The sequence below is a fragment of the Nocardia sp. XZ_19_231 genome (genome assembly GCF_015355705.1).
Classification (GTDB): Bacteria; Actinomycetota; Actinomycetes; order Mycobacteriales; family Mycobacteriaceae; genus Nocardia; species Nocardia salmonicida.
In genome coordinates this window covers 981,650-1,004,308 of sequence record NZ_JACUZI010000003.1, presented here as the reverse complement: position 1 = coordinate 1,004,308, position 22,659 = coordinate 981,650, and the positions used below count along the sequence as shown (strand labels likewise).

The 22,659-nt window shown below is 66.4% G+C and carries 23 protein-coding genes; 11 read left to right on the top strand and 12 right to left on the bottom strand.

Going from position 1 to position 22,659, the window contains the following annotated elements:
• Nucleotides 1-2 precede the first annotated feature (2 nt).
• Together IBJ82_RS17835 and IBJ82_RS17830 are read right to left on the bottom strand one after the other, a co-directional pair.
• The gene (locus IBJ82_RS17835) at nucleotides 3-1,031 is read right to left on the bottom strand and encodes an NADP-dependent oxidoreductase (protein ID WP_194826966.1); all 1,029 of its coding nucleotides are present in this window, start codon (nucleotides 1,029-1,031) and stop codon (nucleotides 3-5) included.
• Nucleotides 1,032-1,157: 126 nt separating this feature from the next.
• The gene (locus tag IBJ82_RS17830) at nucleotides 1,158-2,195 is read right to left on the bottom strand and encodes an AraC family transcriptional regulator (RefSeq protein ID WP_194826965.1); all 1,038 of its coding nucleotides are present in this window, start codon (nucleotides 2,193-2,195) and stop codon (nucleotides 1,158-1,160) included.
• Nucleotides 2,196-2,305: 110 nt separating this feature from the next.
• On the opposite strand from IBJ82_RS17830, the gene lpdA reads away from it, so the two are divergent.
• From lpdA to IBJ82_RS17815, 3 genes are all read left to right on the top strand, one after another.
• Nucleotides 2,306-3,709 (top strand): dihydrolipoyl dehydrogenase, encoded by a 1,404-nt coding sequence (lpdA, locus tag IBJ82_RS17825; RefSeq protein WP_194826964.1) that lies wholly within the window; start codon nucleotides 2,306-2,308, stop codon nucleotides 3,707-3,709.
• A 226-nt stretch (nucleotides 3,710-3,935) separates the two neighbouring features.
• The gene (locus IBJ82_RS17820; protein WP_194826963.1) at nucleotides 3,936-4,436 is read left to right on the top strand and encodes a L,D-transpeptidase; all 501 of its coding nucleotides are present in this window, start codon (nucleotides 3,936-3,938) and stop codon (nucleotides 4,434-4,436) included.
• Nucleotides 4,437-4,488: 52 nt separating this feature from the next.
• A complete protein-coding gene (locus IBJ82_RS17815) occupies nucleotides 4,489-5,184 on the top strand; it encodes a polysaccharide deacetylase family protein (protein ID WP_194826962.1) in 696 nt (231 codons plus the stop codon).
• Here IBJ82_RS17815 and IBJ82_RS17810 read toward each other — a convergent pair.
• Nucleotides 5,174-5,590, bottom strand: coding sequence for a helix-turn-helix domain-containing protein (locus tag IBJ82_RS17810; protein WP_194826961.1), 417 nt, complete (start codon nucleotides 5,588-5,590; stop codon nucleotides 5,174-5,176). The genes IBJ82_RS17815 and IBJ82_RS17810 overlap by 11 nt on opposite strands.
• Before the next feature lie 84 nt (nucleotides 5,591-5,674).
• Here IBJ82_RS17810 and IBJ82_RS17805 point away from each other — a divergent pair, with 84 nt between their 5' ends.
• Both IBJ82_RS17805 and IBJ82_RS17800 read left to right on the top strand, forming a co-directional pair.
• Nucleotides 5,675-6,514: an NmrA family NAD(P)-binding protein gene (locus IBJ82_RS17805; RefSeq protein WP_194826960.1), complete on the top strand. Its 840-nt coding sequence runs from the start codon at nucleotides 5,675-5,677 to the stop codon at nucleotides 6,512-6,514.
• Between the two features lie 191 nt (nucleotides 6,515-6,705).
• Nucleotides 6,706-7,029, top strand: coding sequence for a hypothetical protein (locus tag IBJ82_RS17800; RefSeq protein ID WP_194827223.1), 324 nt, complete (start codon nucleotides 6,706-6,708; stop codon nucleotides 7,027-7,029).
• Here IBJ82_RS17800 and IBJ82_RS17795 read toward each other — a convergent pair whose 3' ends face one another.
• Together IBJ82_RS17795 and IBJ82_RS17790 are read right to left on the bottom strand one after the other, a co-directional pair.
• Nucleotides 7,030-7,407 carry a VOC family protein gene (locus IBJ82_RS17795; protein WP_194826959.1) on the bottom strand — a complete coding sequence of 126 codons (378 nt, stop codon included), beginning with the start codon at nucleotides 7,405-7,407 and terminating at the stop codon, nucleotides 7,030-7,032.
• A gap of 92 nt (nucleotides 7,408-7,499) precedes the next feature.
• A complete protein-coding gene (locus tag IBJ82_RS17790; RefSeq protein ID WP_194826958.1) occupies nucleotides 7,500-8,045 on the bottom strand; it encodes a carboxymuconolactone decarboxylase family protein in 546 nt (181 codons plus the stop codon).
• Between the two features lie 214 nt (nucleotides 8,046-8,259).
• Between IBJ82_RS17790 and IBJ82_RS17785 the strand changes: the two genes are divergently transcribed.
• Nucleotides 8,260-9,141, top strand: a complete 882-nt coding sequence (locus IBJ82_RS17785) for an NERD domain-containing protein (protein ID WP_194826957.1) — start codon at nucleotides 8,260-8,262, stop codon at nucleotides 9,139-9,141.
• On the opposite strand, the gene IBJ82_RS17780 is transcribed toward IBJ82_RS17785, so the two are convergent.
• The 6 genes from IBJ82_RS17780 to urtA all read right to left on the bottom strand — a co-directional run bounded on the left by IBJ82_RS17780 (nucleotide 9,142) and on the right by urtA (nucleotide 14,723).
• Entirely contained in the window at nucleotides 9,142-9,891 is a 750-nt protein-coding gene (locus IBJ82_RS17780) for a GntR family transcriptional regulator (protein ID WP_194826956.1), read from the bottom strand. It abuts the gene before it with no gap.
• Between the two features lie 14 nt (nucleotides 9,892-9,905).
• Complete coding sequence (gene urtE, locus IBJ82_RS17775; protein WP_194826955.1) at nucleotides 9,906-10,598, bottom strand: urea ABC transporter ATP-binding subunit UrtE; 693 nt, start codon at nucleotides 10,596-10,598, stop codon at nucleotides 9,906-9,908.
• Nucleotides 10,591-11,394, bottom strand: coding sequence for an urea ABC transporter ATP-binding protein UrtD (gene urtD / locus IBJ82_RS17770; protein WP_194826954.1), 804 nt, complete (start codon nucleotides 11,392-11,394; stop codon nucleotides 10,591-10,593). The genes urtE and urtD overlap by 8 nt, the downstream gene beginning before the upstream one ends.
• Nucleotides 11,391-12,521: an urea ABC transporter permease subunit UrtC gene (gene urtC, locus IBJ82_RS17765; RefSeq protein WP_194826953.1), complete on the bottom strand. Its 1,131-nt coding sequence runs from the start codon at nucleotides 12,519-12,521 to the stop codon at nucleotides 11,391-11,393. Before urtC ends, urtD begins: the two co-directional genes overlap by 4 nt.
• Nucleotides 12,518-13,402 (bottom strand): urea ABC transporter permease subunit UrtB, encoded by an 885-nt coding sequence (gene urtB, locus IBJ82_RS17760; RefSeq protein WP_056814698.1) that lies wholly within the window; start codon nucleotides 13,400-13,402, stop codon nucleotides 12,518-12,520. Before urtB ends, urtC begins: the two co-directional genes overlap by 4 nt.
• A 70-nt stretch (nucleotides 13,403-13,472) precedes the next feature.
• Complete coding sequence (urtA, locus tag IBJ82_RS17755; RefSeq protein ID WP_194826952.1) at nucleotides 13,473-14,723, bottom strand: urea ABC transporter substrate-binding protein; 1,251 nt, start codon at nucleotides 14,721-14,723, stop codon at nucleotides 13,473-13,475.
• Nucleotides 14,724-15,061: 338 nt separating this feature from the next.
• Here urtA and IBJ82_RS17750 point away from each other — a divergent pair, with 338 nt between their 5' ends.
• A complete protein-coding gene (locus IBJ82_RS17750; RefSeq protein ID WP_194826951.1) occupies nucleotides 15,062-16,891 on the top strand; it encodes an acyl-CoA dehydrogenase in 1,830 nt (609 codons plus the stop codon).
• A complete protein-coding gene (locus IBJ82_RS17745) occupies nucleotides 16,888-18,081 on the top strand; it encodes an RNA-guided endonuclease TnpB family protein (protein WP_194827222.1) in 1,194 nt (397 codons plus the stop codon). Before IBJ82_RS17750 ends, IBJ82_RS17745 begins: the two co-directional genes overlap by 4 nt.
• Nucleotides 18,082-18,096: 15 nt before the next feature.
• On the opposite strand, the gene ramB is transcribed toward IBJ82_RS17745, so the two are convergent.
• Complete coding sequence (gene ramB / locus IBJ82_RS17740) at nucleotides 18,097-19,503, bottom strand: acetate metabolism transcriptional regulator RamB (protein WP_194826950.1); 1,407 nt, start codon at nucleotides 19,501-19,503, stop codon at nucleotides 18,097-18,099.
• A 92-nt stretch (nucleotides 19,504-19,595) separates the two neighbouring features.
• On the opposite strand from ramB, the gene IBJ82_RS17735 reads away from it, so the two are divergent.
• The 3 genes from IBJ82_RS17735 to IBJ82_RS17725 all read left to right on the top strand — a co-directional run bounded on the left by IBJ82_RS17735 (nucleotide 19,596) and on the right by IBJ82_RS17725 (nucleotide 22,653).
• A complete protein-coding gene (locus IBJ82_RS17735) occupies nucleotides 19,596-21,098 on the top strand; it encodes an ATP-dependent DNA ligase (protein ID WP_194826949.1) in 1,503 nt (500 codons plus the stop codon).
• Between the two features lie 73 nt (nucleotides 21,099-21,171).
• Nucleotides 21,172-22,359, top strand: a complete 1,188-nt coding sequence (locus tag IBJ82_RS17730; protein WP_194826948.1) for an inorganic phosphate transporter — start codon at nucleotides 21,172-21,174, stop codon at nucleotides 22,357-22,359.
• Between the two features lie 12 nt (nucleotides 22,360-22,371).
• A complete protein-coding gene (locus IBJ82_RS17725) occupies nucleotides 22,372-22,653 on the top strand; it encodes a hypothetical protein (protein WP_194826947.1) in 282 nt (93 codons plus the stop codon).
• The last annotated feature ends 6 nt before the right edge of the window (nucleotides 22,654-22,659 follow it).

The window sequence follows — 22,659 nt, the reverse complement described above, 5'->3', positions numbered from 1 at the left end:
GCTCAGGCGAGGTGGACGAGCATTTTGCCGGTGTTGGCGCCGGTGAGAACACCGAGGAAAGCGGCGGGCGCCTGGTCGAGTCCTTCGTAGACGGTTTCGGCGGTGTGCAGGGCGCCGTCGGCGAGCCAGCCCGCGGCCTTGGCGATGTACTCGCCGAAGATCGGGAAGTAGCTGGTGACCAGCATGCCGCGCAGGGTGATCTCCTTCGTCGCCGCGAGGTAGAGGTCGGGGGTCTGTCCGGTGGTGGTGCCGTTGTAGCCGCTGATCGCGCCGACCAGGGCGATCCGGCCGTGCTGGTTGAGCGCCTCGACGGCGACCTTCAGGTGTTCGCCGCCGACGCTGTCGAGGTAGACATCGATGCCATCGGGTGCGGCCGCCGCAAGTTGACCACCGAGATCGCCGACCCGGTAGTCGATCGCCGCGTCGAAACCGAACTCCTCGAGCAGCTTTCGGGTCTTGACGGAACCACCGGCCGAGCCGATCACCCGCTTCGCACCGAGCGCCTTGGCGATCTGGCCCGCCACGCTGCCGACCGCTCCCGCCGCAGCCGAGATGAATACGGTGTCGCCGGGCTCGACCCGGGCGACGTCGGTGAGCGCGGCGTAAGCGGTGAGTCCCGTGGTTCCGAGCACGCTCAGGAAGTGCTGCGGTGCGGCGAGTTCCGGGTCGACGAGGGTGGCGGTCGCGGCGTCGACGATGGCGTGTTCGCGCCATCCGGCGAAGTGCGTGACCGTGGCGCCGACCGCGATATCGGCTGAACGGGAGGCGATCACCTCGCCGATCGCCGAACCGTCGAGGGCCGTACCGAGTTCGAAGGGCGGGATGTAGGACGCCTTGTCGTCCATCCGGCCGCGCATGTATGGATCGACCGACATCCAGGTGTTGCGGACCAGGATCTGGCCCTCGGTGAGTTCGGGCAGCTCCCGTTCCACAAGGGCGAAATCGTCGGCGACCGGTGCGCCGTTCGGGCGGGCGGCGAGGTGGATCTCGCGGGTGAAGGTGGGCAGTGCGCGGGTGGCCGTATTCGACATGATCGAGCCTTCTTTCGAGGTCAGCCGGTGTTTCTCGCCGGTGATGACTACGTTATTGCGGCCGGAACCCCGCTCCCAGGTCCGCAGACGCCACCACCCGGTCCGTTCACGCCATGGTGGGCGCGCTCATCCCGCGCGCGAGGCGGTCGGTGTGGTGCCGGTCCATCGGTGGAAGGCCTTGCGCAGGGCGCGGTCGTCGGTGAAGGCGAGGCGCTGGGCAATGGTGGCCGTGCTGTGGCCTCGGTCCAGCAGGATTCTCGCGCGTTCGTGGCGGAGCAGGTCGAGCTCGTCGCGCCAGGACGTGCCGTGTTCGGCGAGATGACGTTGCAGGGTGCGCTGGCTCATGGCAAGGCTTTTCGCGACGCGGGGCAGGGCTGGGTCGCCCGCGTCCAGTGCCGCGCCGAGGGCGATGCGAAAGGCATCGAGGGGATCGGCGATCGGGCGGGCGGAGGCGAGAACCAGGTCGGCGTGGCTGCGCATCAAGTCGGCCAGCATCGGATCCGCGCGGGCCAGCGGTGCGTTGGCGTCGTCGGCGTGGAAGGTGATCGAATCGGCCTCGGCCTCGAATTCGATGTCGGCGGTACCGAATACGGCGACCAATCCGGCGTGGTCGGCCGGTGCGGCGTGGCCGAAGCTCACCCGGGTGGGCACGAGCGGGCGGCCGATCGCTTCGCGCGCACGGCGCAGGTAGTAGGCGAGCACGTATTCGTTGACCACCGAAGCCACCGCCGGATCACTGGCCGAGGTCCGGTAGCCGATGGTGAGATCCCCGTCGCCGGACAGGTCGAAACCCTCGGTCGCCGCGGTCACCAGGCGGTGATAGGGCTGGGCCGCACGCAGTGAATCCGCCAGTGTCCGGCCGGTTGTCACCAGATAGTCCCAGGTGTTGAGCGAGCCGAGCGGGGCCGCCGCGGCGATCGCGGCCCCCGACCCCGCACCGGGTCGCGCCTGCGCGATCAACTCCCACAACCGCAGCAGCGAACTCATCGGGATCCGGTTGAGCTCACCGCGCAGAACCACCTCGTCGGTACCGGCAACGCGAGCCAGCTGGTCCTCGGCCGCACCCGCCTGCCTGGCTGCCTGCACGAGCAACCGGACGAGATGGGTCGACGCCGTGCCGTCGAGCCGGCTACCGATTCCGCCCGCCGACCCAGCACCGCTCACCTTCTCGACATTACTGGGCGCAGGAGTGACCAGCGGCCGGTCGAGGGCACATCTCACCTATAGGGGGGACGGGTGGGTGAACTCCCCGAAACAGAGTTAGGCTCGGTGACGTGACTTCCCACTACGATGTCGTCGTTCTCGGCGCTGGTCCCGGCGGATATGTCGCCGCGATCCGTGCCGCTCAACTCGGCCTGCGAACAGCGATTGTCGAGCAGAAATACTGGGGTGGCGTGTGCCTGAACGTGGGCTGCATCCCGTCCAAGGCACTGCTGCGCAACGCCGAGCTGGCCCATATCTTCCACAAGGAGGCCAAGACCTTCGGCATCTCCGGTGAGGTCAGCTTCGACTTCGGCGCCGCCTTCGATCGCAGCCGCAAGGTGGCCGACGGTCGGGTCAAGGGCGTGCACTTCCTGATGAAGAAGAACAAGATCGACGAGTTCGACGGTCTCGGTACCTTCACCGGCCCGAACTCGATCGACGTCGCCCTCACCAAGGGCGGCGCCGAGACGATCACGTTCGACAATGCCATCATCGCCACCGGCACCACCACCAAGCTGCTGCCGGGCACCCAGCTCTCCGAGAACGTGGTCACCTACGAGGAGCAGATCCTCACCCGTGACCTACCCGGCTCGATCCTGATCGTCGGCGCGGGCGCCATCGGCATGGAGTTCGCCTACGTCCTCAAGAACTACGGCGTCGACGTGCGGATCGTGGAGTTCCTCGACCGCGCGCTGCCCAACGAGGACGCCGACGTCTCCAAGGAGATCACCAAGCAGTACAAGAAGCTCGGCATCACCATCTCCACCGGTGCGGCCGTGCAGTCGATCGACGACGACGGCTCCAAGGTCACCGTTCAGATCAAGGACAACAAGTCCGGCGCGATCGAGACCGTCACCGTCGACAAGGTGCTGCAGGCCGTCGGCTTCGCACCGCGGGTGGAGGGCTACGGCCTGGAGACCACCGGTGTCGCGCTCACCGACCGTGGCGCCATCGAGATCGACGACTACATGCGCACCAACGTGGCGCACATCTACGCGATCGGTGACGTCACCGCCAAACTGCAGCTCGCCCACGTGGCGGAGGCGCAGGGCGTGGTCGCGGCCGAGACCATCGGCGGCGCCGAGACGATGCCCCTCGGTGACTACCGGATGATGCCGCGCGCCACCTTCTGCCAGCCGCAGGTCGCCAGCTTCGGTCTCACCGAGCAGCAGGCCCGCGACGAGGGCTACGACGTGAAGGTCGCGAACTTCCCGTTCCAGGCCAACGGCAAGGCACACGGCCTCGGCGATCCGACCGGCTTCGTGAAGCTGATCGCCGACGGCACGCACGGCGAACTCATCGGCGGGCACCTGATCGGCCCCGACGTCTCCGAGCTGCTGCCGGAACTCACCCTGGCCCAGAAGTGGGACCTCACGGTCAACGAGTTGGCCCGCAATGTGCACACCCACCCGACGCTGAGCGAAGCGTTGCAGGAAGCGATCCACGGCCTCGCGGGGCACATGATCAACTTCTGAGATATCAGCCGACAGGGCCGGGTGCGCGAATCGCGTACCCGGCTTTTGGTTTCTATTCGGTCTTTTTCCGGGCGTTGATTTGGTGAATCAGGTTCTGTGGCCGATGATCGACATCACCTCCAGGTAGTTGTTCCACGCTCGTGTTCGACATATTTGTGTTCCATGAGATGGTCCCCTCACCCGGGCAGGCTCGCGGGTGGCGGGCACGGTTGAGAGGCAACGACTGATGAGCAAGAGCATTCTCGGTTGGACAGCACGGATCGCGGCACTAGCCGCCGTCGCTGTGGCCGGCTTCGGCACGGTGACACCGGCAGTCGCGGAACCTCTTTTCCCCGGTGGGCCGGACGTTCCCGGTGTTCCCGCCATTGTTCCCACCGCATCGCCGTGCCCGGTCGTCGAAGCCAGGGCGTGCCTGCGGCTGTCGACGAACGAAGCGTGGCTGGTCGACAACGGCCGGGTGATCTTCGGACCGACGCCGATTTCGCACGGCATGGCCGGATACGAAACGCCGCCCGCGGTGACCAAGATTTCCTTCAAGCGGGAATTCCACTGGAGCACGATGCACAATGCGCCCATGCGATGGGCGACCTTCTTCAACGGCGACATGGCATTTCACGTGGGACCGGTCGATTCGAAATCGCACGGCTGTGTGCGGATGACCGAAGACGGCGCCCACCGTTTCTTCGACTACCTGAAGCCGGGCGACATCACCCAAGTTATCGCGTAGGTGCGCCGGTAACTCACCAGGTCGAGCAGACCCGGTGAGCTAACGTCTGTCCATGCGTCGTTGGCTGGTGGGTGGGGTTGTCGGCATCGTGCTGGTTTCGGTGGTGGCGGTCGGCCTGTACGTGGTGATGAATTCGCGGACCTATCAGGTGGCGGGGCGGCTGGTCGATCGGGTCGAGACCGACGAGAAGGTTGTCGCGTTGACCTTCGATGACGGCCCGACCGCGCGTACCCCGGAAGTGCTGCGGGTACTGGGCGAATCGCAAGTTCGCGCGACCTTCTACCTGGTCGGCGACAACCTGGCCGCCCATCCCGAATACGGTGCGGCGATCGTGGGAGCGGGCCACGAGATCGGAAATCACTCCTATTCGCACCGGCGCATGGTGCTGGTCTCCGATGACACCGTGCGTGCCGAGATCGAACGCACCGACGACGAGATCCGCCGCGCCGGGTATCCCGGACCGATCACGTTCCGCCCGCCCTACGGCAAGAAACTGTGGGCGCTGCCGCGGTACCTCGCCGACCACGATCGCACCACGGTGACCTGGGATGTCGAGCCCGATTCCGCGGGCGGCGCGTCACGGGCGGCCATCGTCGCCGATACCCTCGCCGAGACCAGGCCGGGCTCGATCATCTTGCTCCACGTCATGCACGGCGCCGAGTCCCTTGCCGCGGTCCCCGAGATCGTCGACGGATTGCGTGCGCAGGGCTATCGATTCGTCACTGTCTCGGAGCTGCTCACGCGTTGAGCTGGTCCTGACCGATGGCCCCGGCGCGGTGGTAGCTGTCCTGTGCCGCGCGGACGGCATCCATATTTGATTCCAGCACGACGATCAGCGACCGCAGATGGTCGGCGACCTGCGCGCCCAGTTCGGTGAGGGTGTATTCGACGCGGGGCGGGATCGCTTCCAGCACCTCGCGATGAACCATGCCGTCGCGTTCCAGCGCCTGCAGGGTCTGCGAGAGCATGCGCTCGCTCACGCCGTCGACCCGGCGGCGCAGGGCGCTGAAGCGGACCGGGCCGTCGCGCAGCGCGACCATGGCCAGCACACCCCACCGCCCCGCGATGTTCTGCAGGACGGGACGGGAGGTGCAATTGCGCGCGAAGACGTCGGCTTCCAGCGTGGGGTCGTGGTCTGCGGGCGGCTCTGACATGACTCCATCTTACCCACTTGACGCAAGTGCCCGCTAAAGGCATAGTGCTTACTAATAGTTAGTACTTGTGACCTGGAGGTAGCAATGACCGTGGCAGTGACAGCAGCAGGCGGACAGCTCGGCCGGTTGGTCGTGGAGGCCCTGCTCGCCGCAGGGGAGCGGCCCGTCGCGATCGTGCGCGATCCGCAGAAGGTGGCCGACCTGGCCGCGCGAGGAGCCGACGTGCGGCAGGCGTCCTACGACGACCCGGCGGCCCTCGATGCCGCGCTGGTGGGCGTGGATCGGGTGCTGCTGATCTCGGGCAATGAATTCGGCTCTCGAATTGCCCAGCACACCAATGTCATTCGCGCCGCCGAGCGAGCCGGCGTCGAACTGCTGGCCTACACCAGCATCCCCCGCGCCGACAGCAATCCGATGCTGCTGGCAGCCGAGCATCGAGGCACCGAAGAGGTGCTGGCCACCGCCACCGTGCCGACGGTGCTGCTGCGCAACAGCTGGTACTGGGAGAACTACGGCGGCGCTGTCGCGAACGCAGCGGAGACGGGCGTCCTGCACGGCGCGATGGCGGCCGGTCGCGTCTCCGGCGCCGCACGGGCCGACTACGCCGAGGCCGCCGCGCGCGTGCTCACCGGCACGGGGCACGAGGGCCGCGTCTACGAACTGGGCGGCGACGACGCGCTGACCGGCGCAGACCTGGCGGCCGCGGTCGCCGAGGCAAAGGGCTCCACGGTGCGCTACGCGGACCTCGCCGAAGGCGACTATGCGGCAGCCCTGCGCGCGGCGGGCCTCGACGACCAGGTCGCCGCCGCCCTCGCCGACGCCGACGCCCGTATCGGTGAGGGCCTGCTCGAGGTGAACACCGGGGACCTGACCAAACTCCTCGGCCGCCCGGCGACCTCCGCGTCCACGGTCTTCGCGCGGTAGTCGTCGCCCTTGTGACGACAGCACATGGGTAACTCGCCGGGAACGGGCTAACGGCCTCTACGCCTGCCGATGGATCGTCCTCCGCGCCTGGATCTGGCTCGAAGTCGCGGGGAGGCGGTACCGTCGGCGGTGTGGCTGATCAAACTCCCCGTCGACCCGCGCACTCTTGGTTGAGTGGACTGCTGTTCTTCATGGGCATCCTGCACTTCGTAGCACCCAAGCCGTTCGACAAGATCGTGCCGCCGCAGCTGCCCGGCAACCCGCGGACCTACACGTATGGGTCCGGGGTTGCCGAGCTGGGCGTGGCTGCCGCGCTGGCGGTGCCGCGCATGCGGCGGCTCGGTGGGTGGCTGGCCGCGGCGCTGTTCGTCGGTGTGTTCCCCGCCAATATCCAGATGACGGCGGATGTTCTCGGTAACCCGAAAGCGCCCAAGGTTTTCAAGGCAGGCGTGCTGGCGCGGTTGCCGTTGCAGATCCCGATGATCGTCGCGGCGCTGCGGATCGCGCGCCGCTGATCAGACCCACTGCACGAGCTGGATGACGATGCCGTTGGGGTCGGTCATCTGGAAGTAGCGCTCGCCCCACTCCTCGGTTTCGATGGGTGTCTCGATCGGGACGCCCTCGGCCCGCAGGCGGTCGTATTCGCGGTCGATATCGTCGACGACGAACACGACCAGCAGCCCCTCGCCCGCGCTGCCCGCGATGCGGGCGGGCTTGAACGAGCCGAGGCCGGTACGCAGGTAGATCACGTCCATGCCCGCGTCGGCCCGCTCCACATTGACGAATCCGTCGGCGGCCATCTTCTCGGTGAAGCCGAGGTGGTCGATCAGGAACTGGGCAGAGGCCTGCGGGTCGGCGACGTTGAGCGATAGGGCAGAAGCGGTGATCTGCATGGGTTCTCCTCGATGACGATGAACTCCGTACGTTGTACGTCTTTACTGTGGGAGATCCCGCGCAGTCCCGCTATATGACCTGGGTCACATTGTCAGAACGTGTCGCGCTCGATCCGCAGGGTCGTGATCGTCGACGCCAGACCTTCGTACTGATTGATCAGCAGCACGATCTCGATCAGCACCCGCTCGTCGTAGTGCTCGGCCAGCGCGGCCCACGCCGCGTCGTCCACATTCCGGGTGGACACCAGCTGATCGACGGCATTCAGCAAGGCCCGCTGCCGAGGTGTCCAGCCCTCGGCTTCTGGACCTGCGGCAACGCGCTCGATCTCGACGGCGGACAGCCCTGCCTTTCGCCCCAACCGGCGATGATGATCAGCCTCGTAGTCGCACGCGCGCAGCTGTGCGACGCGCAGAATCACCAGTTCGGCCTCGGCGCGCGGCAACCTGCCACCCGGCATCAGCTTGCCGGAGAAATGCAGCCAGCCGCGAAAGAGTCCGCCGGTGCGACCGAGGGTGCTGAACAGATGCGCGTCATCGGTGCCCGACGCGCGGGAAAGTACCTGCCAGACAACCCAGTTGATCGGCCCGAGTTCACCGAACCTGCCCGGTGAAACGCGTGGTAGTGGCGCTGAATCCATCGGTGATCCACCTGTCTTCTCGAACATCGTCGGCCAGGATCGGAGCGTACTCGCCGGTATAGCCGTGGTGGGCTGCCTCCAGGGTCCATCCTGCGTTTCTGCCGGTTTTCTTTGGTTTCCAGTGGTTTTCGGAACAGTTGCGCGTCATGATCGGTGGGTACCGCAGCGGGCAGCGGCGGTGTGAGGTCGCAGCACTGGTAGGGGAACATCGCACATGCTGGTTCGGATCAGACCGGGTGCCGAGCTCACCGGCGCCGAGCGCGAGCTCGTGGGTTGCCTGCGCGCTTATCCGAGTACGGGGCTCGCGCTGGTGGATTGCCGGGTGGGTGACCGGCGGCTCGGTGCGGTGATCGTGACGCCGCGCGGGATCACGGTGGTCGAGGTCAAGGGCTTCCGGCGGCGGCAGAGCGGCCTGCTCACCGCCACCGCCGACGGCTCGTGGCGGATCAGCGACAGTCCGCTGGATTTAGAAGCCGAGCCGTCGAACGGTCTCACCGACCGGGTCGAACACGGAGTGCACGCGGTGCGGGTCGCGCTGGAACGGGCGTTGCAGGACAGCAGGCATGTGTCCGGCGCGGTGGTGCTCGTGCCGTATCGCGGTGTGGTCGTCCGGCCCGCGCGCACCGCGCTGCGGCCGGGGCTCGACGTGCTGGTCGCGAACAGTGTTGACGCCCATGAGCTGCGGGTATATCTCGAAGGGTTCTCGGCGGGGCCTCGCGAATGGACGATCGATCGGGTGCTCAACACCTGCGCGACGCTCGGGGTGGCCGAGGTGCCAACGCGCGCCGAGTTGGCCGAGGAAGGGTTCACCGGCAATCGGCCCGCGCCGACCCCGGTGGTACCGCAGGTGCGCAAGATCAGCGCGCCCGCCCCGCCCGCCGATCCGTCGCGTCGGGGAAAGCTCGTCGGCATCGGAATGTTCGCCGCCGCGGTGCTCGGCATATTCGTCGTCTTCGTGGTGGTCGGGGTGGCGTTGTTCCAGGATTCGCCCGATTCGCGACCGATGTCGGACACGTCGCAGACCTCGACGACCCGTGCGCCCTCGACGGCTACTCCGCGCAAGACCGAGTGCTGGCCGTTCCAGCAGGACTGTTGATCAATCCCGTACGGCGCGACCGAGTTTGGTGAAGGCGATCGCCTGTTCCGCCCGCACCCGAACGTGGGCGCGGGAGGAATCGATGTGGGCGGTGAGGGTGTGCAGGGCCTGTTCGTCGTCGCCGGCCAGCACCTGTTCGGCGATGGTGATGTGATCGGCCGTCATGGCCGCGACCCGTTCGGCGGTGGGCACGTCCATGGTGCGCACCGGGCGTACCCGCAGGTACACGGCTGCCAGTGCTTCGGCGAGCGCGGAATTTCCCGCGGCCCTCAGTAGCTCGGTGTGGAACTGCTCGTCGGCGGCGACCAGATCGGGTCCGGGTTCCGGTGGGGTGTCGCGGTACTCGAGCCAGCGGGCCAACTCGGCGCGCACAGTGGGTAGGTCGTGCTCGGTCGGGACGTGTACCTGGACGGAACCACCGGCAGCAATTCGCTGAAAACCCCGAGATTCCAGAACAATTCGTAGCTCATAGAGTTCGTCGAGTTCGTTCAGGCGGGGCCGGTACAGGTAGAGCCCATCGGAATGGCGCTGCACGAGTCCGTCGGCCTGGAGCCGGGCCAGCGCCTCGCGCACCGGGGTGCGCGAGACGCCGTAGCGCTCGGCCAGCCGTTCGGCGCGCAGCCGTTCGGTCGGCGCCAGATCCCCGGTGGCGAGGTCGTGGCGCAGTTCGTCGTAGACGCGCGCGGCCAGCGGAACCCGCCGCTTCCCTCCGGCGGGACGCAAGTCCTCGCCCGATCCCCTCCCGGCCATGCGCGCCGCTGCGATCAGATCGCCATCGCCGCGCGGACCGCGGATTCCGCGCCTGCCCCGCCTGCCCCGGTCGAGCCGAGATGCCCCGAGTGCAGCACGTAGTACTGCTGCGCGGCCTGCAGTGCGAAGCCGATGTGCTGCTCCACCAGCAGCACGCTCAAACCACCGCGCTGCGTCAATTCGATGATGGTGCGCTCGATTTCGGCGACCACCGACGGCTGGATGCCCTCGGTCGGTTCGTCGAGAATGAGCAGCTTGGGCTCGGTGATCAGGGCCCGCGCGATGGCCAGCTGCTGCCGTTGACCGCCCGAGAGCAGGCCGGCCTTGCGGGTGAGCAGTTCACGCAGGGCGGGGAACAGATCGAGCGATTCGTCGATCAGCGCCTTGCCCCGTTTGCGCCCGTCCGCGACCACCTGCAGGTTCTCGGCGGTGGTCAGCTGCCCGAAGCTCTGCTGACCCTGCGGCACGTAGCCGATACCCCGCTTGACCCGCTGCGAAGGCGAGAGTTTGGTGATCTTCTCGCCGTCGAAGGTGATGGTGCCCGACTTGGTGGGCAGCAGGCCGACCGCGGTGCGAAGCAGGGTGGTCTTGCCCGCGCCGTTGTGGCCCATGATGGCGACCACGCTGTCGTCGGGCACGGTCATGCTGACGCCGTGGATCACCTCCGTGCGCCCGTACCCGGAATGGATGTCGTGTAGCTCAAGCATCGGCCGACTCCTTGTCTGTCGCGGCGAGATTCGCGGTGCCGAGATAGACCTCCTGCACCTTCGGATCGGCCTGCACCTGTTCCACGCTGCCCTCGCTGAGTACCTTGCCGCCCGCGAGCACGGTGACCGAGGTGGCGAAGGAGCGCATGAAGTCCATGTCGTGCTCGACCACGACGACTACTCGGTCACTACCGATGCGGCGCAACAGGTTTCCGGTCTCTTCGCGCTCCTCGGCGCTCATGCCCGCGACGGGCTCGTCGAGCAGCAGCACCGACGCGTTCTGCACCAGCAGCATGCCGATCTCGAGCCACTGCTTCTGCCCGTGCGCGAGTACCCCGGCGGGCTTGTCGCGCAGCGCGCTGAGACCCGTTGTCTCCAAAGCCTCTTCGATGCTGGGCAGGACCGACTTGCGGGTGCGCAGCAGCGACCAGGCCGAACGCCCCGCGCCCGCCGCGATATCCAGGTTCTGCAACACGGTCAGCTGTTCGAAGACGCTGGCCGTCTGGAACGTGCGCCCGATGCCGAGACGCGCGATCTGGTGCACCTTCTTGCCGAGCAGTTCGGTGCCCGACTTCTGCGCCGAACCGGTGGCCGGAACGAGGCCGGTGATGGCGTCGATCAGTGTGGTCTTGCCCGCGCCGTTCGGGCCGATCAGGAACCGCAGGTCGCCCTGCAGCACCGTGAGATCGACCTCGGTGACCGCCTTGAAACCGTCGAAACTCACCGAGAGGCCGCGGATTTCGAGGTAATCGCTGTCCATGCCTGCGTTGCCGCCGGCTTTGGGTTCGAGTGTCATCGCGCGTGCACCTCTTCCTCGATCACGACCGGCGCGGGTTCTTCCGGTGCGGGCGGCGACTTCTTGCGACTGTCGAGCCAGCCCTTGAACATCGGCCACAGTCCGGCCAGCCCGGCGGGGATGAAGCCGACGACCACGATGAACAGGATGCCCTGCATGTAGGTCCAGCCCGACGGGAACTGTTCCGACAGCGAGGTTTGCGCCCAGGCGACGCCGATCGCACCGAGAATCGGCCCGAGCAGCGTGGTGCGGCCGCCGATGGCGACACCGATGAGGAAGGCGATCGACGGGATGACGCCGATGTCGGCGGGGGAGATGATGCCGACGATCGGAGTGAACAGCGCACCGGCGATACCGGCCAGGAACGCCGCCACCACATAGGCGACGATCTTGATATTGGCCGGGTCGTAGCCGAGGAAGCGCACGCGCTCCTCGGCATCGCGCACCGCCACCAGCAGTTCGCCGTAGCGGCTGCGGTTGAGCTGGCGGATCAGCGCGACCACCACCAGCAGCGTGCCCGACGCGATGAAGAACAGCATCTGCCGGTTGGCCGGGTCCGACAGCCGGAATCCGAAGAAGGAGCGGAAGTCCGACAGACCGGTGAAGCCGCCGATGGCCTGCTGGCCGGTGAGCAGGATCGCCAGCGCCGCGGCCAGCGCCTGGCTCAGGATGGCGAAGTAGGCGCCGCGCACCCGGCGCTTGAACACGCCGTACCCGAGCACCGCGGCGACCAGCGCGGGCAGCACCAGGATGGCGAGAACGGCCACCGGCGCGGAACTGAACGGCTGCCAGAATCCCGGCAGTTCGCTGATGCCGGAGATCTCCATGAACTCCGGGACGTCGTTGCCGAGGCGGGCGGCATCGGCGAGCTGCATGTGCATGGCCATGATGTAGGCGCCGACGCCGAAGAACACGCCCTGACCCAGGGTGAGCATTCCGCCTCGGCCCCAAGCCAATCCGATACCGGCGGCCACGATGGCGAAGCAGAGGAACTTGGCGAGCAGGTTCAAGCGGAAGTCGCTCAGAACCGCCGGCGCGACGCCGAATAGTAGGATCGCGGCAACGCCGAAACCGAGTAGTGGGGTGAGCCGCGGATATTCGCGGAGACGTTCGGTGAGTGCGGTCATGCCAGGCTCCTCGTCCGCACGGTGAACAGGCCCTGCGGGCGGACCTGCAGGAAGATGACGATCAGCACGAACACGATCACCTTCGCGATGGACGCGGTGGTGGAGTATTCGATGAACGAGTTGAGCAGGCCGAGCGCGAACGCCGCGATCACCGTGCCCTTGATCTGGCCGAGTCCACCGATCACCACCACCAGGAACGCGTCGATCAGATAGCTCTGGCCGATGGTGGGGCTGGTCGAGCCGATCAGCGTGAGCGCCACACCGGCGACACCGGCCAGCCCGGAGCCGATGAAGAACGTGCTGATATCGGTGAATCTGCTGGAGATGCCACTGGTTTCGGCAAGTCCGCGGTTCTGCACGACGGCGCGGATCCGTCGGCCCATGGGCGTGGTCTTGAGTACGGCGGCCAGGGTGGTCACCGCGACGATCGCCAGCACGAGGATGAAGATGCGGGTCTTCGGCACGACCGCGCCCGCGATGGTGATGCCGCCGCTGAGCCATTCGGGCACCAGCACGTTCTTGGCGGGCGCGCCGAAGATGTCACGCGCGGCCTGCTGCAGCACGAGTCCGACACCGAAGGTGACGAGCAGCGTGTCGAGCGGGCGGTCGTACATGTAGCGGATGAGCCCCATCTCCAGGGCGGCGCCGAGCAGCCCGCCGATGAGGAAGCCCACCAGCAGGGACACGACCAGCGAAACTCCCGCTGACGAGAAGACCTGCTGCACAACATAAGTGGTGTAGCAACCGGCCATGATGAATTCGCCGTGCGCCATATTGATGACGCCCATCTGACCGAAGGTCAGTGACAGACCGAGCGCGGCGAGCAGAAGAATGGATCCCAGACTCAACCCTGTGAAGAGCTGACTGATCAGCACGTCCATTGCAGTGGACTCCTTGGAACTGGGGCGGTGTGGGACGCGCGAGCCGCGCGTCCCACACCTGTCGGGCTTTTTACTTGAGGCCCTTGGCCCACTCGTAGGACTTCAGGTACGGGTCGGGGATGATGGCCTTGCCGGAATCCCAGACCGTGTAGATCAGGCCGTCGGGGCGGATCTCACCGATGCGGGCCGTCTTGGTGATGTGGTGGTTGGAGCCGTCGATGGTGACGGTGCCCTCCGGGGCGTCGAAGCTCACGCCGTCGGCCGCGGCCTGAATATCAGCTACCGCGAACGACTTCGCCTTCTCGACGGTGTTCTTCCACAGGTAGACCGAGGCGTAGGCGGCTTCCATCGGGTCCGAGGTGGGCTTGTCGGCGCCGAAGGCGGCCTTGTAGTCGGCGACGAACTTCTTGTTCGCCGGGGAGTCGACGGTCTGGTAGTAGTTCCAGGCGGTCAGCTGGCCCGCGATGTTCTGCGCGCCGATACCGGCGACCTCTTCCTCGGCGATCGACACCGAGACCACGGGCATCTCAGCGGCTTTCAGGCCCGCGTTGGTGTACTCGCGGAAGAAGGCGACATTGGAGTCACCGTTGAGGGTGTTGAACACCGCGCCCGCCTTGGCGGCGCGCACCTTGTTGACGATGGTGGAGAAGTCGGTGGAGCCGAGCGGGGTGTAGTCCTCGCCCTTGATCTCGATGCCGTTGGCCGCGGCGTAGGCCTTGATCTCGCGGTTGGCGGTCTGCGGGAAGACGTAGTCGGAGCCGACCAGGTAGAGGGACTTGATGCCCTTCTGCTTCAGGTAGTCCAGCGCGGGGATGATCTGCTGATTGGTGGTGGCGCCGGTGTAGAAGATGTTCTTGGAATCTTCCAGACCCTCGTACTGCACGGGGTAGTAGAGCAGCGAGTTCAGGCTCTCGAACTTGGGCTTCATGGCCTTGCGGCTCGATGAGGTCCAACCGCCGAATACCGAAGCGACACAGTCGGAGCTGATCAGCTTCTCGGCCTTCTCGGCGAAGGTCTTGGGGTCGGAGGCGCCGTCTTCGAGGACGATCTCGATCTTCTTACCGAGCACACCGCCCGCCGCGTTGATCTGGTCGATCGCCAGCTTGGTCGAATTGGCCACGGTCACTTCGGAAATAGCCATGGTGCCCGACAGCGAGTGCAGCGAGCCCACCTTGATGGTGTCCTTGCTGGTGTCGACGCAGGAGGCGGCGGTCGAGCCGGTCGACGCGTCGTCGCGAGCACCACAGCCGGTGAGCAGCAGGCCGGCGACGGCCACCGCGGCAGGCACGACAAGTGCCTTGACCAAACGGGATTCAGACATGGGGCGGTTCTCCTCATCAGGTGTAACGGCGGCGCCACACGCGCCACAACGAACACCACGGCTGTTCCCCGGCGACTGGATGTACACCGAGTTGTATACAGCTGCTGTATTCGTGATTCGAGACAGTAGATGGAACTTGTTGCACCCGAATGTCTCCCGGTCACGTGCCCGTTTCGTCTGTTTCGTCCGTGTGAATTGTTCGACTGAGGGACTGCCGAAGGATCGGCGTACCTACGGTTGCGTAAGGGCGCGCAGGTGCGGCACGCTTCGATTTGTACGACGTCGAGCAGCCGAGTCACACGGCAATCGGCCGTGTGCGGTCAGTCGAGGAGGGCCCCGTGGGGCACTACAAGGCGAACGTGCGTGACATCGAGTTCAACCTGTTCGAGGTGCTGAACCTCGACAAGCTTCTTGACACCGGGGCCTACGGCGACCTGGACTCCGATACTGTGCGTCAGCTCCTCGTCGAGGTGAAGAACCTGGCCGAGGGGCCGATCGCGGACTCGTTCGCCGACGCCGACCGGCACCCGGTGGTCTTCCGCCCCGATACCCACGACATCACCGTGCCCGAACCCCTGCGCAAGACGGTGGACGTGGTGCGCGAGGCGGGCTGGCACCGCCTCGGCATGCCGGCGGGTATGGACGGCACCGCCGCCCCGAACGTGCTCATGTGGACGATCAACGAGCTCATCATCTGCGCCAATCCGGCGGCCAGCTTCTTCAACATGGGTCCGCTGATGAGCTCGGTGCTCTATGAGCTCGGCAATGACGAACAGCAGCGCTGGGCACGGGGCGGGTTCGAGCGCGGGTGGCAGGCGACCATGGTGCTCACCGAGCCCGATGCCGGATCCGATGTCGGGGCCGGTCGTACCAAGGCTGTGCCGCAGCCCGACGGGTCATGGCACATCGAGGGGGTGAAACGGTTCATCTCCGGCGGTGACGTGGGGGATACGGCGGAGAACATGTTCCACCTGGTGCTCGCCCGGCCGGAGGGCGCGGGCCCCGGCACCAAGGGGCTTTCGCTGTTCTACGTGCCGAAGTTCCTCTTCGATCCCGAGACGCTCGAACCGAGCGCCCGCAACGGTGTGTATCTGACCGGGGTCGAGCACAAGATGGGGATCAAATCCTCACCGACCTGCGAGCTGACCTTCGGCGGCACTGCGGTGCCCGCCAAGGGTTGGCTGGTCGGCGATGTGCACAACGGCATCGCCCAGATGTTCAAGGTGATCGAGAACGCTCGGATGACGGTGGGTGTGAAGTCGTCGGGGACGTTGTCGACCGGGTATCTGAACGCGCTCGAGTACGCCAAGACGAGGGTGCAGGGTGCGGATCTGACGCAGATAGCCGATAAGGCGGCGCCGCGCGTCACCATCACCCATCACCCCGATGTCCGCCGGTCGCTGGCCATGCAGAAGGCCTACGCGGAGGGGCTGCGAGCGGTCTATCTGTATACCGCCGCGCATCAGAACGCGGAGGTGGCGCAGCTGGTGTCCGGGGCCGATCCCGAGACCGCGCACCGGGTGGACGATCTGCTGCTGCCGATCGTCAAGGGCGTCGGATCCGAGCGTGCGTATCAGTTGCTCACGGAGTCGCTGCAAACGTTCGGCGGCTCCGGCTATTTGCAGGACTATCCGATCGAGCAGTACATCCGTGACGCCAAGATCGACTCGCTCTACGAGGGCACCACGGCGATCCAGGCTCAGGACTTCTTCTTCCGCAAGATCATTCGCGATCGTGGCGTCGCCTTGGCCCATGTGAATGCCCAGATCAGCGCCTACCTGGACAACGACACCGGCCGCTTCGCCGTCGAGCGCGCCCTGCTGCGCACCGCCCAGGCCGACATCGGCGCTATGGCCGCCACCCTCACCGGCTACGCCATGGCTGGCCGGACCGAACCCACCGAGCTCTACAAGGTCGGCCTCGGCTCGGTCCGCTTCCTGATGTCGGTCGGCGACCTCCTCATCGCCTGGCGCCTGCTGGTCCAGGCCGACATCGCGGCCGCCGCCCTGGCCTCCGACGCCGCCCCGCAGGACCGCCCCTTCTACCAGGGCAAAGTCGCCGCAGCGAGCTTCTTCGCCAAGAATGTCCTCCCCGAGCTCACCGCCACCAGGAACATCCTCGCCACCATCGACAACGACATCATGGCCGTCCCGGAGGAGGCCTTCTGAGTTCGGCCGCGGGGCAGCAGCAGTCGTTGGCGCAAGCATTCGGCTGTGCCCGAGTCGTGTTCAACGACGCCCTCGCCATCCGACAGCAGGCGTTCCGGGAGGGCCGCCGGGTTACTGATGCGGAACTGTCGAAGTTGTTGACGGAGTCGAAGAAGACCCCGCAACGAGCGTGGTTGGGTGGGGTGTCGGCGGTGGTGTTGCAGCAGCAGGCCCTGGCTGATCTGAATACCGCGTACCGTAACTTCTTCGGCTCAGTCACCGGCGCACGGAAGGGGTCGAAGGTCGCGGCGCCGCGGTTCCGGTCACGGCGTGACAACCGACAGGCGATCCGGTTCACCCGAAACGCCCGGTTCACGGTCACCGCCGGGGAGAAGTTGCGGTTGCCCAAGATCGGGGACGTGAAGGTGGTGTGGTCGCGTCGCCTGCCGTCGGAACCCTCGTCTGTCACGGTGATCAAGGACGCGGCCGAAAGGTACTTCGCGTCGTTCGTGGTGGAAGTGGAAACCCGGCCGTTGCCTGACGTCGATGCCGAGGTGGGTATCGATGTGGGGTTGGCGTCGTTCGCGGTCCTCTCCGATGGGCGGGTCATCGAGAACCCGAGGTTTCTTCGTCGGGCCGAACGCAAGTTTCGTAAAGCTCAACAAGCACTCGCGCGGAAGCAGAAGGGCTCCAACAACCGGGGTAAGGCCCGGATCAGGGTTACCCGCGCGCACGTGAAGGTGGCTGATCAGCGCAGCGATTTCGCGCACAAACTGTCCACGACGATTGTCCGTGATAACCAAGCGGTGTTTGTCGAGGATTTGTGTGTGAAGGGGTTGGCGCGGACTCGCCTGGCGAAGTCGGTGCATGATGCGGGTTGGGCGATGTTCACTCGCCTGGTCGGGGAGAAAGCGGCCCGGTACGGACGGTATTTCGCCAGGGTGGACCGGTTTTTCCCGTCGTCGCAACTGTGCTCGGCATGTGGGGTTGTCGATGGGAAGAAGCCGTTGTCGGTGCGGTCGTGGACGTGCCGGTGTGGCGTCACCCACGACCGGGATGTCAACGCTGCTAAGAATGTTCTCGCCGCTGGTCAGGTGGAGAGGTTAAACGCTTGTGGAGTGCGGGTGAGTCCGGGGTGTGTTCCGGCGCTGCGCGGTGAAGCAGGAACCCGCCGAGAGCGCCCGAGCGTGCTGGTAGGAATCCCCGTCTAAAGGACGGGGAGGATGTCAATTGATGAGGTACGGCGAGACCGTGCTGCGGTGTTCGCTGATATCGAGAGCCTTGCCCAGCGGGGGGAAGGCGCGCTGGGGGCAGTTGGAGCGCACGCAGACTCGGCAGCCCGCGCCGATGGGGGTGGCGTTGGCTTCGCCCAGGTCGATGCCGTCGGCGTAGACGACGCGGCCCGCGTGGCGTAGTTCGCAGCCGAGGCCGATGGCGAAGGTCTTGCCGGGTTGGCCGTAGCGGGTGGCGCGGCGTTCCACGGTGCGAGCGATCCAGAGGTATTTGCGGCCGTCGGGCATCTGGGCGATCTGGGTCATGATCTTGCCGGGGTAGGCGAAGGTCTCGTAGACGTTCCACAGCGGGCAGGTGCCGCCGCTGGCCGAGAAGTGGAAACCGGTGGCGGACTGGCGTTTGGACATATTGCCCGCGCGGTCGACGCGCACGAAGGAGAAGGGGACCCCGCGCAGAGTCGGTCGTTGCAGGGTCGAGAGGCGGTGGCAGATGGTTTCGAAACTCTGCGAGAAGAACGCTGACAGCCGCTCGATGTCGTAGCGGAAATTCTCGGCCACTTCGTGAAAGTGCGTGTAAGGCAACACCATCGCGGCCGCGAAGTAGTTCGCCAGTCCGAGCATCGCGAGTTTGTGCGAGGCGTCGGAGGCGAAATTGCCTTCGTCGACCAGCTTTTCGAGCAGTGGCCCGCATTCGAGGTAGGCCAGTTCGGCGGCGAGCTTGAAGGTGCGTTGGCCACCGGACAGATGTGGGGAGATCTCGAGCTGTTTGGTCTCGGGGTCGAAATGGTGCAGGACGCCCTCGCCGAGGTCGATGCGCTCGCTGATCCGCACGCCGTGCGCGCGCAGCAGGCGCACGATCTCGGTGCTCACCTCGCCGCCGTGGAATCGGATGCGCGCGGTGAGATCCTCTGCGGCGGTATCCAATTCGTGGATGTAGTTCTGGCGCTGATAGAAGTAGTCGCGCACTTCCTCGTGCGGCTTGCTGATCGCGGCGCTACCGGAGCCGTCGGCGAACCGGTCCTCGGTGGCGGCGGCCAGCTGCGCGCTGGTGTTGCGGTAGCGGTTGTGCATGGCCACCAGGGCGCGCGCCATCGACGGATGCGCGGAGACCATGTCGGCGATCTGCTGGGTGTCGGCCTCGATGCCGAGTTCGGCGTCCATCACGACTTCGGACAACTCGGCGATCAGCCGGGTGTCGTCCTGGGCGGAGAAGAAGGTGGGGTCGACGCCGAAGACTTCGTTGATGCGCGTCAGCACCGGCACGGTGAGCGGTCGCACGTCGTGTTCGATCTGGTTCAGATAGCTGGCCGAGATCTCCAGTTTCTGCGCGAGCGCGACCTGGCTCAGCCCACGTTCGGTACGCAGCTGGCGCAGCCGCGCTCCGACATAGGTCTTGGCCATATGTCCAGTTTAAGGGCCTTTCGCAGGCTTGCCAAAGGATTCTTAACAACGGCCTCGAGCTCTGTGTCACACCCTCGCGATACTGTCGTGAGGTGCTGTACAGCGATGTCGTCACGGCCTCCGCTGCCGTGCGAGCGACTCGGTCGCGCAAGGCGAAAACCGCCGCGCTGGCCGAGCTCTTCGGTGCCGCCGGGCCCGCCGAGATCGGCACCGTGGTGGCGTGGTTGTCCGGTGAGCTGGTGCAGGGCCGGATCGGGGCCGGTTGGCGCACGGTGACCGGGCTCGAGACGCCGCCGAGCAGCGAGGCGAGCCTCACCGTCGGTGCGGTGGACGACATCTTCTCCCAGCTCACCGGGCTGAACGGCAAAGGTTCGACCAACCGGCGTCGCGAATTGCTCACCGCGCTGTTCACCTCGGCGACCGAGGAGGAGCAGTCCTTCCTGATCCGCCTGCTCACCGGTGAACTGCGTCAGGGCGCGCTCACCGCGATCGTCGTCGAGGCGCTCGCCCAGTCCACCGGTATCCCGGTCGACGTGGTGCGCCGCGCCCACATGCTCTCGGGCCAACTCCCCACCACCGCGATCGCCGCGCTCGCCGGGGGCGAACGAGCACTGTCGGCATTCCGTCTCGAAGTAGGCCGCCCCGTGGCGCCGATGCTCGCCTCGCCCGGCGGCTCACTGGATGAGGCCCTCGCCGAACTGGGCTCCGACATCAGTGTCGAACACAAGCTCGACGGCGCCCGCATCCAGGTGCACCGCGACGGCGACCAGGTCTGGGTGTTCACCAGAACCCTGCGCGACATCACCACCGGCGTCCCCGAACTCGTCGACCTGGTCAAAACCCTCGACTGCGCCACCGTGGTCCTGGACGGCGAAACCCTCGCGCTCACCGACTCGGGCCGCCCACGGCCGTTCCAGGAGACGATGAGCAGGTTCGCCACCATCGGCGATCCACGCCAGTTGCACCCCTATTTCTTCGACTGCCTGCACCTCGACGGCGTCGACCTCATCGACGAACCACTGCGTGTGCGCCGCGTCGCGCTCGAGCAGGTCGCGGGCGACCACAGCATCCCCGCGCTCATCGCGCCGACGCCCGAGGCCGCCGCCGACTGCTATGACGACGCATTGGCCGTCGGCAACGAGGGCGTGATGGTCAAGGCGCTCGATGCCACGTACGCCGCGGGCCGACGCGGCAAGGCCTGGCAGAAGATCAAACCCGCGCACACCCTCGACCTACTGGTGATCGGCGCCGAATGGGGCTACGGCCGCCGCACCGGGTTCCTGTCCAATCTGCACCTGGCCGCCCGTGATCCGGAGACCGGCGAGCCGGTGATGGTCGGCAAGACCTTCAAGGGCCTCACCGACGAACTGCTGCGCTGGCAGACCGAGGAATTCCCGCGCCACGAAACCCACCGCGACGGTCAGACCGTGTACCTGCGCCCCGAACTGGTCGTCGAGATCGCGCTCGACGGCGTCCAGACCAGTACTCGATATCCCGGCGGGGTGGCGCTGCGCTTCGCCAGAGTGGTCCGCTATCGGCCGGACAAGGAACCCGCCCAGGCCGATGCGATCGACGCGGTGCGCGCACTCGGCTGAGGGTCAACGCAGTTCAGGAGACCGACCCGCAACAGTTTGGCAATCCGGCGGCAGCATACGACACACTGTTCGGGTGAGCGCCGAATTAATGATCCTGTTGATCGTCATCGCCACAGCTCTCGCTTTCGACTTCACCAACGGATTCCACGACACGGCCAATGCCATGGCGACGTCGATCGCCACCGGCGCGCTGAAGCCGAAGACGGCGGTAGCCCTCTCCGGTGTGCTGAATCTGATCGGTGCCTTCCTGTCGGTGTCGGTGGCGGCGACGGTGGCCAAGGGCATCGTGAAACTGAACGATGTGAGTGGACACGACCTGCTGGTCATCGTCTTCGCCGGCCTGGTCGGCGGCATCCTGTGGAATCTGTTGACCTGGCTGCTCGGCCTGCCGTCGAGTTCCTCGCACGCGCTGTTCGGCGGGCTGATCGGCTCGACGATCGCCGCGCTCGGCTGGAACGGCGTGATCTGGGCATCGGGGTCGGACGGCGTGCTGATCAAGATCGTGCTGCCTGCGCTGCTCGCGCCGGTGATCGCGGCCATGGTGGCGGCCATCGGCATCTTCCTGGTGTACCGGATCACCCACGGCGTCGACCGGGCGAAGACCGACGAGGGATTCCGCTGGGGACAGATCGGCTCGGCCTCACTGGTCTCGCTGGCGCACGGCACCAACGACGCGCAGAAGACGATGGGCATCATCTTCCTCGCGCTGGTCGCCTACGGCTCGCTGGGCAAGGACGACCACATGCCGCTGTGGGTGATGGCTTCCTGCGCGGTCGCGATCGCCCTCGGTACCTACCTCGGCGGCTGGCGGATCATCAGGACCCTCGGTAAGGGCCTGGTCGAGATCGAGTCACCGCAGGGTCTGTCCGCCGAGTCGACCTCGGCAGCGATCATCCTCACCTCGGCGCACTTCGGACTGCCGCTGTCGACCACGCAGACCGCGACCGGCGCGATCCTCGGTACCGGCATCGGCAAGGGCGCCGAGGTGCGCTGGCGAGTGATGGGCCGGATGGCCGTCGCCTGGCTGCTAACCCTGCCGATGGCGGGCATCGTCGGCGCGATCTGCTGGGTGATCGCCCACCTCATCGGTGGGCTCCCCGGTGTCCTCGTGGTGTTCGGCCTGTTGATCGCCGGGGCGCTGGGAATCTATCTCCGGTCGCGCCGGGACCCGGTCGGCACCCACAATGTGAACGAATGGCCCGATGGCCATCAGCCACCCACCTCGGCACCGTCGCCGATCGACCAGAACCATGTCGGGTAGAGGGGAGCGATCGTGCACACCGTGATCACCAATCTGAGTTCACTGTGGGAAGTGCTGCTCGCCGCGCTGATCTTCGGCGCGGGCGTACCCGCGGTTTTCGCGTACGCCGTGCGGTGGTGGGCCGATGCCGAGACCGTCGACGCCGAGGGCCGAGTTCGGCGCAACTATCCGGCGCTGGCCGGTGCGCTGACCTGTCTGGTCCTCATCGTCGTCGTGGTGATCGCCGGAATCCTGTTCACCGCCAAGGCATTCATCGCTCACCAGTTCGGCATCCACCTGTTCGGCCAAGCATGAGTGAGG